Raw genomic sequence first — 12,078 nt, 5'->3', positions numbered from 1 at the left:
GGATACCGATTCAGCTCCGCCGACCAGCCCCTTTCAGGAGTTCGATATCGTCGACCGGCAGTTCACTCATCGATTCGTCGAACGTGTACTGATCAACTCGATCTTGGACGACGACCAATTTCCGGATCAGCTCCCCATTTTCGAAGGCTGCCGTCGCGTCGGCAACCAACTCATTGTCATAGTGGTCGCGCCAGTTAGCCTCCTCGAGGGCAGCCTTGATCCAGTCGTCGGAGAGCACCTGACCTGCCTCTCGCTCGGGAACGTCGTCGGCGCTCACTGGCTCGCCACCTGGGTGGTATATTCGGCCGGCGATCACCGGTGTTCCATCGTCATCATATTCGAGCTCAAACAGGCCGACCGTGCTATTGACCCGTATATCACCTGGTTCAACGTCCAATTCGACGTCGTCCTCTGGAGCGTCGTCCCTGAGAAGTGCCGCTGGAAGGCGGTCTGACTCGAGGGGAACGTCCACACCTATGTCCCGATGACGTGCAAGTACAATGTACGCACAGACGTCGTGGAGGACATACTCTCGTGGATCTTCAGGATCTGGTTCGTGATCTGCAAAGAAACTATAGAGGTCCGCGATAGCCGCTTCAGCAGCTGACGCTGATTCGTCGACGATCGCCTGATAATACTGAGGAATCGTCTTCCAGTACTGGCTCGCGTCTGCATGCTCGTCGATCGCGGCACGCAGCTCATCGAGATACACCGTCACCTGGTCATCGTCAAGTATCAGCGCAGCGTGTACTTTCATGTCGTAATATTGAGGCGGACTATCTGGATAGTCTGCAGCGAACTCCTCCAGATAGGATTCGTCTACCTCGATGGCTGCAGTTGCAATCTCCGTAATGAGTTCCTCCTGCCGGCTCAGTACGGCGGTGTTCAATGCATGGTAGAATTTTCGGGGCTCTCCCTCCCAGACGAACCGCCCACGAATGTCACGCCGAAGACGACCTGCACAAATCTGCTCGAAATAGAACTGAGCTGCTTTCCCAAACCACAGCCAAGACTGCTGTGTTGCATTAAGTAACGCAGCACATGTTGCTACCCGTTCGTACTCTTTCGCCGTAGCCCGGGTGATATTAGTTATCCCGTCAATGGGAACGCCACCGTCTTGCCACAGTCGTTCTTTCCGTTGAAGCCCCTCTAGACCGTCTTTTAGACACTCGTGAAGCGTTTCTTCGGAATATTTCATCGTGTCACACCACCGGTTCGGACGACAGTCACATCATCGAGTTCGAAATCTGTGAGCCCTTCGGTGATCGACCGTGATGTGGAACTATCCTGAACGACAATTGTTTCTTTCTTATATGAATTGATCTCGATTACGTTTCGCACACTCTCGTACTCACTCAACTCGCTCTCATCAATTTCTTTTTCGAAGCTATCCTCGATCCATTCGTCGGTCATCTGACGATAGTCACCCCGATACGAGTCCATCATTCCCTTTCCTGGTGTCTCTCTTGAACGTGTGAATTTGACTTCCGTAATTATGTAATTTCCATCACTGTCCTTTGATATGAGATCGATCCCAGCGTCTGTCCCACCTTTCTGCTCCGCATAAAGGAGTTCGTAGCCATCTCGCTGTTCGATGAGTTTCGGTACGATCTCCTCTTCGACCACGTCTGCACCAATTTTCTGACTGCTCATGTCACGAAGGTCCTCGATCGAATCCACAGTATCACTATTTGTTGTATAGAAGCTTTCCTGATTGTCCGGATAAGTCATTTTCACGTCGATACCATGCTTTTCTCCTTCGATCACAAGCTCACCGTCAGTTCGTTTCACAGCTGAAACCGTATCCAGGTCGTCGGTGGCCTCCAGCGCGTTTGAATCGACATCGCTTCTGACGAGACGAGTGAACTCTTCGGTTTCTAGGCGCTTATTGAGAGAATCTCGGACGTCAGAATCAACCTTCCACATCGGCGAGTCGAAATCGGTCTGGATCGTACAACCTTCCTTGAGCGCAGGTTGGATACTGTAGAAGCGACCGTCTCCGATTGCTGATACACCTGCGCCACTGATTTTTGGAGTGGCCCCACTACCACAGTAGAACTCGAGTGCATCACGGGTCCCATCAGTATCAAGTCGTGCGACGTTCTCTGCGGCCTCTGAATTATCGGAGAGTGCTTGCGTCAGCTGCTGGCGCTTTGCTGCGTCCAACTCCGCAAATTTGGGCGCTAACCCCGCGCGGACGGTCGGATCGACATCCAGACCCGTCAAATCGTCTAGCGCGTCTTGATCCATTCGGCGAATCGCAGACTGGGCATCAGCATCCGCGTTCGAGAGCGTCTGCGCCAACCTCTCTTGTCCGATCTCAGATAGTTTGTCCACGTCCGCGTCCATCGCCCGCTGGTGACGCCAGAGCCGGTATGCACTGCCAGCAGTATCGGCCTGACTCAACAGCGGCTCGGCAGCGTCACCGTCGACAGCGAGCAGAATGCGGGCGGTCGCACGGGCCTTCGCGGCGTCTTTCGCATCCTCGACGCGCGAGAGTGCCCGAAGTGCCCGGGTATCGGCCAGCCTCGAGCTGACGTCCTGGACGGCATCCGTACTCTTGATCGTCGCTTTGGCGCTACTCGAGGTCGCGCCACCGAGTGCGGTCTTGACGAGGAAGCCGCCGGCGTAGCCCTCGTACCAGTTCACCCGGAACGTGTCGTACAGTGCGGGATGCTCTTTCTCCTCGAGTGAGCCGTAGGGATTGTTCAGCGCCTGCTTTTGCTCGACGCCCTGGACCATCGCCTCGACCAGCGTCTCGGCGGCCCCGAGTTGCTCCTCTTCGACCAGCGACAGGAGCGCCTGGACCCCCTCGACGACGGAGGCGGGGTCGTCGATGAGCTGGGAGACGTCCTGGAAGACGACGCCGAGACTCGAGGAAAAGCCCGAAATCGTACCGAACTCGCTGGCGACGGCCTGGTCGATGAGCGTCCCGGTGTAGAGGCTCCCGGCTGCCTCACTGTAGAAGTTCGCCCGCTGGACGCCGACGACCTGGTGGCCGTTGCCGTTTGTGTCGCTGCTCTCGACGTAGACCGTCGTCCCGGCCGTCGTGTCACCGACGGATTCGGCGACGCTTCCGACCGTTTCCGTGGCCTTCGAACCGAACGAGATGAACGTCGACGTGACGCTACTCGTGTCGACGTCGGTCTCCGACTCGGCGAGTTCCTCGGTGAACTCGAGGGTGTCGTAGACCTCTGTGTCGCCGTCGTAGGTTTCGGTTTTCTCCTCGTTGCCGTCTTTCACCAGTGCGGCGCGTTCGACGCCTGCCGGGTCGCGGATGTGGACGTAGACCCAGTAGGTGGTGTCGAGGCTCATCTCGGGGATGTGATACCCCGAGCTCCGGACGTCGATCTCCGGCGGCAGGGCATCGTACAGCGTCGGATCACCGACGCCCTCGAGTTCGTCCGCGTCGGCGATGCCGTCGCCGTCGGTATCCCGATCCATCGGGTCCGTCGCGAGTGCGCGTTCGCGAGCGTCGTCGAGGCCGTCGCCGTCGGTGTCCGCTTCTAGCGGATCGGTGTACACCTCGTACGTTTCGTACTCGCCGTCGATCGCGTCGGCGTTCTCGCCGCCGGCTTCGGTGACCGCCCTCGTCGCGTCGGGATCGGTCGTGTGGACGACGGTCGTCGGCTCACGCGTCTCCGTGTAGTCGTCGAGACCGTCTCCGTCAGAGTCGAGCTTCGACGGATCGCTCCGGAGTTCGTAGTAGGTGTAGTTGTACTGGTACCCGGACCGGTTGACGTCGACAGTGACCCTGCGTTCGATCTCTTCTCCGTCGTCGAGGCCGTCGCCGTCGGTGTCGGCGTCGTACGGGTCGGTGTAGACGTACTCCGCCCAGCCGGTTCGAAGACCCGTCGCCTCGACCTCGTCCGGCAGTCCATCGCCGTCGGTATCGGTCCCGCCAGTCGTGTTCTCGGCAACTCGCGAGAACACGTCGGGGAGGTCTTCGGCACTATCGACTTCGTAGTACGTCCCGTTGGTCTCGCTCGCGATCGCCTTCAGTTTCGCTTCGTTGGGCGATCCAAACCCGATCGTGTAGATCGTGATATTCCGCTCGGCGGCGGCTTCCGCCTCGGCTCTGCCGCCGCTTCCGTCACCATCGGTGAGCAAAATCGTCACTTTCGAGCGTGAATCGTTGCTCTTGGCGTCGAAGTGGCGGTTCGCTTCGCGGAGTCCAGCACCGATGTTCGTCCCACCGGAGGCACCGAGTCGGTCGATACTGTCGTTGACGGCGTCGAAATCGCCCGAAAGATCCTGCGTGACCGTCGCGTAACTGTCGAAGTCGACGACCCCGGCCCGATCGCCGTCGATCAGCGCGCCGACGAACCGCTTCGCTGCGGTCTTCCGGTACCCGTTCGGATCGTTCCAGCCCATCGAACCCGAGGTGTCGACGACGAACATCGTGTCGACGGGCTGGGTCTCGGAGACGTTCCCACCAGTACCCCCGTCGACCGGCTCTGTCGCCTCGAACTGGGCGACCCAGTTCGGCACGTGGAAGACGACGAACGTCGAGAACTGTGTGGTCTCTCCCGTGATCGTTCCGTTCTCGGGATCGACCGTCGAGGGAAGCGGTTCGAACGTCTGTGTGGTCTCGTTGAATCGGAACACCGCCAGTTCGTCCGCCTCGCCGTCGTCGACGGCCGTCTCGTCGTACGCGACGGTGACGTTCGCGCGGTCGAACTCCCGCTCGGACTCGAGTTCGATCACCGGCGAGACGCTGGCGTTCTCGACGCCGTGGGTCTCGAACCGCTGGTCGTCGTTCGGGTCGATCGTCACGCCCTCCGCGAGGTTCCCCGGGCCGGTTACGGCGACGTCGACGCCGAGCGAGTCGTTGCTCGCGCTCGTCGTGTGGGTGGCGTTGCCGTCGTCGACGCCGTCGCCGTCGGTGTCGGCGACCAGCGGATCGGTCCCGAGTTCGATCTCCTCGCCGTCGAGCAGGCCGTCACCGTCGGTGTCGGGATCTCGTGGATCGGTTCCGACCTCGAGTTCACGACTATCGTTCAATCCGTCTCCGTCCTCGTCGGCCAGAAGTGGATTGGTCCCGGCTTCGTACTCCTCGTAGTTCGTCAACCCGTCGTCGTCGACGTCCCACTCGGCATCGGTGACCCCGTCGTCGTCGACGTCCCACTCGGCATCGGTGACCCCGTCGTCGTCGGTGTCTGCACTCGTCTGGTCGAGCGTCGGGTACTGGACTTCGAAACGGTCGGGAAGCCCGTCACCGTCGGTGTCGGCCGCGAACGGGTCGGTGTCGAACCGGCCCTCGTGATAGTTGGTGACGTTGTCGTCGTCGAAGTCCTCGAGGCCGTCGATGACCCCGTTGTCGCCGACGTCCTCGTCGACGTTCGGCGAGTCGCTGTCTGGATCGTGCGGATCGGTCCCGACGACCTCGGTTTCGTACGTATCTGGCAGTCCGTCGCCGTCGAAGAGAACGACGTCGGTGTCGACCTGGGGACCGTCGGATTTGCCGGCCGGTGCTCCGCCGGCACCACGGTCGTTTGTACTGGATTTCCCGTTCCCGTTCCCGTTCCCGTTCCCGTTCCCGTTCCCGGCGTTTCCACCGCGCTTGGATTGCTCGTCGTCCCCGCTGCTCTCCGAGACGCGGTCGACGACTTCGACTTCGACCGACGTGATCCGCTCGTGGAGCGTCACGTTCGTCGCGAACGTGGCGTTGGCGCGGCTACCACTGGTCTCGAGCGGAACGGTCTTCGTCTCGTTTCCGCCGACCGTTACCGTCGCGTTGGTCAACGTCTCGGGACGAACGTCGAAGACGGTCCCTCGAATCTCGCCCGTGATCGACTCACTGCCGTTACGCGGTGGGTCCCCACGGGTCGTGATCGTCACTTCGGGGGGCGTCGCGGCGTCGATCGCGTCGAGCGCCTTCGTCGCCTGCAGCCAGGCGATCCGATACTGGTTGATCGCGCTCGCCTGCGTCTCGAAATCGTCCGCGTCGGCGTCTTCGATCCGCGTCTGGGCGCGATCGTACGCGCGTTCGGCGTTCCGGATGTGTGCCGTCGCACTCCGTTCGACGCCCGTGTGAAGGTCTCCGCGGGTGTGCTCGAGTGCCCACCGGGCGTCTGCAATCCGTTTTGCTGCAGTCTCGTTGTCTGCAGAGACGACGAGGTGACCGGCCAGAATCCGCAGTTCGTCGGTCTCCTGCTCACCGGTCAGCGACAGCGATTCGACGGCGCTCGCAGAGTGGTCGAACGCCGCCGCGCCCGATACCCGACTCGGCCCAGTCGCGTATTCGATCGACTCGTTGAGGTGGGCGAGTGCGTCTGCGTCCGCATCAGTATTCGACTGCGAGCCGTGCGTGAGCAGGAATCGTGCCCACGTCTTCTGGAGCGTCGGCCCCCCCTCGGTCAGGTTGTCGACCTCGTCACGCTCGAGAATAGCTTCCGGTGGCCGATCAGCATTCACGTCCGACTCTACCCTCTCCGGGGCAGCGTCCATCGCGAGGACGGGCGCGATAGTCCCTGTTACCATTAAAATAGAGAGAACAATTGCTATCAACCCAGTACGACGTATTGAATCACTTTTTGACAGATATTGCATTAGTATAGATAATATAATGGATAGATAATAATACTTTCTACCAAACAATCCCATTCCTGAGCTAATCCATATAAGTCCTGCACGCCCATTGTCTGTACGATGTTCGATACGGTCCTCGTCGCCAACCGCGGGGAGATTGCGGTTCGGGTGATACAGGCTGCCCAGGAGCTGGGTATCGAGACGGTCGCGATCTACAGCGACGCCGACGAGACGGCGAAACACGTCCGCCACGCCGACGTCGCCGCCCACGTCGGCCCGTCGGTCGCCAGAAAGAGTTACCTCGAGCAGGAGGCCATCCTCGAGGCAGCCCGCGAGACGGGTGCGGACGCGATCCACCCCGGATACGGCTTTCTCGCCGAGAGCGAGTCGTTCGCCCGCTGCGTCGAGGAGGCAGAAGGAATTACCTGGATCGGCCCGCCGGCGGACGTGATGGCCGAATTCGGCGAGAAGACGGAGTCTCGAGCCATCATGCAGGACGCGGGCGTCCCGGTCGTCCCCGGGACGTCTGGCACCGTCGACTCGCCCGCGGAGGTTCGGGCGTTCGCCGACGAACACGGCTATCCCGTCGCGATCAAAGCCGACGGCGGCGGCGGCGGACGCGGGCTGAAGGTCGTCGAAGACGAGAGCGAGATCGAGGCGGCACTCGAGGAGGCACGCCGGGAAGGTGAGGCCTACTTCGGCAACCCGGCAGTCTACGTGGAGAAGTTCCTCGAGAACCCGCGCCACGTCGAGGTGCAGGTCCTCGTCGACGCTCACGGGAACGCCAGACACCTCTACGAGCGGGACTGCTCGGTCCAGCGTCGCCAGCAGAAACTCATCGAGGAGACGCCGTCGCCGTCGCTGGACGAACAGACGCGCGAGGAGCTCTGTGCGGCCGCCCGGCAGGGCGTCTCCGAGGCTGGCTACGTCAATGCGGGAACCGTCGAGTTCCTCTACGAGGCGGCCGACAACGACTTCTACTTCCTCGAGGTCAACGCCCGAATCCAGGTCGAACACACCATCACGGAGGCCGTGACGGGCATCGACGTCGTCAAGCAACAGCTCCACATTGCGGCGGGCGAGGAACTCACATTTACCCAGGCGGACGTCGAACCGCGCGGTGCGGCGATGGAGTTTCGGATCAACGCCGAGGATCCGCGAAATGACTTTGCGCCGACGCCGGGGACGCTCGAGACGTACCGGCCGCCGACCGGGATGGGCGTCCGCGTCGACGACGGCGTCGACCAGGGCGACCGGATCAGCCCGTACTACGACTCGCTGATCGGCAAATACGTCGTCTCCGGCCAGGACCGCGAGGAAGTGCTCGCACGGAGCCGTCGCGTCCTCGAGGAGGCGGAGATCGACGGCGTCTCGACGACGATTCCGTTCCACCTCGCGGTGCTCGCGGACGAACAGTTCCGGGAGAACGAACACACGACGAAGTACCTCGACGAGCAGTTCGACGGCCTCGAGTGAGCCGTTCAGAGTTTCTCGGCGTTTCGAGCTTGCACTGCACGCCGATCGGCCTGCTCCAGTCTGTTTTGCGCCGCGTTCGAGAGCGGTTTCGGCACGTCGCCGCGCGCCTCTGCGAGCCGCTCCTCGACTCGCTCGAGGCGATCGACGACGGTCTCTAGCTGCCGGTCGGCATTGTCTCGCTCGCTGGCGCGTGCTCGCTCGGCGGCCTTCCGTGCGGCCTCGACGACGGCGGCGAGGGCACGCTCGAGGCCCTCGACGGCGTTCGACGAACCGCCGTCTCTGTCGTCATCGTCGCTAATCGCAGCGATTTCTACCCGCGTCTCTTCGGCGATGTCCGCCACGAACTCCGAGAGGGACGCCTTCCCAGTCTCGGGGCGCTCGATACGGACCGGCGACTCGGCCTCGGGCGAGGGATTGACCCGGTAGGCGCCGACACCGTCGTCGACGTCCCGAACCTCGGTCGTGTAGGCTCCGCCGACGTGGACGTAGACGGCGTCGCTCCCGTCGACCGCCGATTCGTACAGCCGTCCGGCGAAGTCGTCTTCGACGGCTACCGCCGAGAGATCGGTCGACGCGTTCTCGCCGAGGACCTCCAGTTTCGTCGCACGGTCGCGGGCGACCAGCGGAATTTCGCCGTCGACGCCGGCTGCCGTCGGCGTCCCCTCGTCCGAGACGGTGACGCGTTCGCTGTGTGGTGTGCGTCCAGCGCCGTTGACCGTCAGTCGGTGGTCGCCGGCCGGAACGTCCTGTACGACCGCGATGCCACTGAACGTCGGGACCGCCTCGGGGTCGCTCTCTAGCAGGACGACCGGCTCGACAGCCGTCGCCGTCGTGGTCAGCCCTTCGTTCTCCGGTGCGTCGTCGGCTGTGATGGCCTCTGTAACGCGGGCGACCACGGTCGTTACCGGTGCTGCCTCGCCGATGGCGTCGTAGCGATCGGCCAGCGCAGCCCGGTGGTTAGACACGGAGATGTCCGCCGCCGGGTTTTCGTAGCGAGGCTGGTCCCACGGCGTTCCCGTCGTCGTGATGTGGCCGGCGATGGTGTCCTCGACCACGTCCGGGACGGCGAACTCGAAGCTCAACTGTGGCCCAGTAAACGCCGCGATGTGCTCGATCTCGTCGGTCGAGACGAGGTCGTACTCGAGGTCGGCGTCGCCATCCCGCTCGCGGTGTCGGAACACGAGTCCCGTCTCTCGGGTCGGCAGGTCCGTCGGCGGCGACGCCAACGCGTCGTACGATCGGACGGTCAACTCGGCGTCGATCAGCGACTCGCGGGTGACCGACGGCAGGCGCTCGTGGTCGTATATCGGGACGCCCTCGTATTCCGGGACGAGGTAGGGCAGCCGCGATCCCTCGTCTCGCGGTAGTCCGTACGCGAGTGGTAGCTCAGCGTCGGCGAAGTCCGCGATGCCCTCGATGGCCGTGTTCGTGATGTCCGCCAGCAACTCCTCGATGGCGATCCGCTGGAAGCGATCGGGAACGTCGTTGACCGAGAGCGCACTCGAGTGGGAGCCGAGTTCCGAGAGGATCCGTGGAACCATCTCCGGGTCCGGCTCGAGAAACTCGTTGTTGGGTACCTTCCGGGAGTGGGAGCTGGCGACGTACAGTTGCGGATCACCGGTCTCCGTATCGACGAAGACGTGTAACACCTCCCAGTCGTGCCAGTGGAAGTTCGTCGTGAACTGGTCGAAGACCGAGTAGAACCAGAACTGGACCACGGCGAGTGGCGATTTCTCGTACTCGACGGCGTGGTAGAACACCGTCGGGTTCGGTGGGCTCCCCTCGCTGTCCCGCTCGTGATACCCGTCGAAGGCGTCGAATCCGCTGACGACGGTCTCGCCGTCGCGTTCACTGGTGTAGGGCCGTGGATCAGTCGGAAACCACGGTTCGCGAACGTCGAAGTACAGCGTCGGAGCGAATCGCATCGCCAACTCTCGAGCTCGTTCGTCGTCCATCCGGCTCGTCTGGCCGTCGTTCCCCCGTTTGACAGCCGAACAGCCAGCTACAGCGGCTCCACCGATACTGGCGAGCGTGCCGAGAACGGTTCGTCGATCCACGTCGACCGTGTCGCCGGTCACGGCTCATCACGATCCATCTGAGAGGGCAACATCGATACGCGCATTATCTCCCTTCTACTTATATCTTTGAGTGAATTGATCCGCTCTTTGAGTTGCACAGCCGAAACCTGTGATTCAGCGTGGACTTCCGTTCCGGACACCGCCGGTGGCAGGAAGGAAACTGAAGGCCGAGCTTTAGCAACAGCCGTGGTGTTGCCTCTCGCGCCACAAAACACACGTTGACTGACTTGTGACCTCCTCTACGGCATTAATCATCTAACACTATCATCCTGTCATGAAATCCTTCTCAAGTACCGTCGCTGTTTTATATGAGATGCTGGTGTGCGATTGTCCGAGTCGGTCCCAACCGCTGCTGTGGGCCACTCAGAGTGGCATGAACCATGAGTAACGAGACACACCACACGACAGCGGAACCAGAATCTGAACCGATGCGAGCAACACGTCGAACCGCACTTCGCGGGGCGGGCCTCGCCGGAATGCTCGCGATGGGCGGCGCCAGCGCCCGCCAAGACTCCGGTCTGCGACTCCACTGGCACCGCCGTGACCTTCGTGTGACCGACAACCCGGCACTGGCGGGCGACGACCGCCTTCTCCCGGTGTTCGTCCACGATCCCGCGATACTCGCCTACGGCGCGCCGCCCGTGGTGTCGTTCTTGCTCGATGCGCTCGACTCATTGCGCGAGCAGTATCGCGAGCGCGGCGGCGAACTGCTCCTCGTCCGTGGTGACCCAAGCGCGGTGCTTCCCGCACTCGCCGCGGCCTGCGACGCCGATGCGGTCTCCTGGAACCGCGACTACTCCGGACTGGCGAGCGAACGCGACCGTGCGGTCGCGGCGGCACTCGCCGACGCCGGCGTCAGCGTCGACGTCGAGCAGTTCGGCGGCACTCTTCTCCACGAACCAGAGCACATCACGACGGACGACGGGAGTCACTACTCTGTCTTCTCGGACTTCTGGCAGGAGTGGCGCAACCGGGAGAAGGCCACCCCCGTCGCCGCGCCGGGTCGCGGTGACGTTGTCGACCCCCGCGACAGCCTCGACGAGGAGTGGCTCGCCGAGGATTCCAGTGCCGCCGGCTCGCTACCGTCACTCGCCGACCTGGGCTTCGACGATCCCGAAGCCGACGTGCAGCCAGCGGGCACCGACGCCGCCCACGACCTACTCGCCGACTTCCGCGAGGACACTATCTACCGCTACGGGGACGACCGAGAGTACCCTTCCCGGGAGTCGACCTCGCGCCTCTCGCCGCACCTGAAGTTCGGGACAGTCGGCGTCCGGACGGTCTGGAACGCCACTGAAGACGCGGCGGCCGCCGCTAGCGACGAGGACGCCCGGGAGTCGGTCGAGGCGTTCCGGCGACGCCTTGCCTGGCGGGAGTTCTACGCGCACGTGCTTGACGCGCGTCCCGACGTAGTTACCGAGAACTACCGTGAGTACCCGAACGAAATCCAGTGGCGCGACGACCCTGAGGGGCTCCAGGCGTGGAAGGACGGCGAGACGGGATATCCGATCGTCGACGCCGGGATGCGGCAGTTGTGCGCCGAGGCGTGGGTTCACAATCGCGTCCGGATGGTGGCCGCCTCGTTCCTCACGAAGGACCTGCTGATAGACTGGCGCGAGGGGTACGACTGGTACCGTCAAAAGCTTGCGGACCACGACACTGCCCACGCCGCCGGCGGCTGGCAGTGGGCTGCCTCGACGGGAACGAACGCTCAGCCGTATTTCCGGGTCCTCGACCCCACGAGCCAGTCCGAAGAGTACGACCCGGACGGAGAGTACGTCAGAGAATACGTCCCCGAACTCCGGGATGCGCCGACCGACGCCATCCACGAGTGGCCCACGCTGGATGACGAGACACGCGCTGCCATTGCGCCCGACTACCCCGATCCCATCGTCGACCTCGGCGAGCACCGCGAGCGCGCAATCGCGGCGTTCGAGGCCGCGCGCGGCGACGGCTGACGGGGCGATTTTCAGACAGAGCAAGACGACGTGCT

The 12,078-nt window shown here is 62.6% G+C and carries 5 protein-coding genes; 2 read left to right on the top strand and 3 right to left on the bottom strand.

Annotated elements, in window-relative coordinates; all coding sequences use genetic code 11:
• Positions 1 to 10 precede the first annotated feature (10 nt).
• Positions 11 to 1,198: a hypothetical protein gene (locus tag MU558_RS20525; RefSeq protein ID WP_246976584.1), complete on the bottom strand. Its 1,188-nt coding sequence runs from the start codon at positions 1,196 to 1,198 to the stop codon at positions 11 to 13.
• Positions 1,195 to 6,483 carry a VWA domain-containing protein gene (locus MU558_RS20520; protein WP_246976581.1) on the bottom strand — a complete coding sequence of 1,763 codons (5,289 nt, stop codon included), beginning with the start codon at positions 6,481 to 6,483 and terminating at the stop codon, positions 1,195 to 1,197. The genes MU558_RS20525 and MU558_RS20520 overlap by 4 nt, the downstream gene beginning before the upstream one ends.
• Positions 6,484 to 6,651: 168 nt before the next feature.
• On the opposite strand from MU558_RS20520, the gene MU558_RS20515 reads away from it, so the two are divergent.
• Positions 6,652 to 8,007 (top strand): acetyl-CoA carboxylase biotin carboxylase subunit, encoded by a 1,356-nt coding sequence (locus MU558_RS20515; protein WP_246976578.1) that lies wholly within the window; start codon positions 6,652 to 6,654, stop codon positions 8,005 to 8,007.
• 5 nt (positions 8,008 to 8,012) lie between these two features.
• Here MU558_RS20515 and MU558_RS20510 read toward each other — a convergent pair whose 3' ends face one another.
• Complete coding sequence (locus MU558_RS20510; RefSeq protein WP_246976575.1) at positions 8,013 to 10,085, bottom strand: hypothetical protein; 2,073 nt, start codon at positions 10,083 to 10,085, stop codon at positions 8,013 to 8,015.
• 518 nt (positions 10,086 to 10,603) lie between these two features.
• Here MU558_RS20510 and MU558_RS20505 point away from each other — a divergent pair.
• A complete protein-coding gene (locus tag MU558_RS20505; protein WP_246976662.1) occupies positions 10,604 to 12,043 on the top strand; it encodes a cryptochrome/photolyase family protein in 1,440 nt (479 codons plus the stop codon).
• The last annotated feature ends 35 nt before the right edge of the window (positions 12,044 to 12,078 follow it).

The organism is Natribaculum luteum (assembly GCF_023008545.1).
Classification (GTDB): domain Archaea; phylum Halobacteriota; class Halobacteria; order Halobacteriales; family Natrialbaceae; genus Natribaculum; species Natribaculum luteum.
This window is presented reverse-complemented; position numbering and strand designations above follow the sequence as displayed.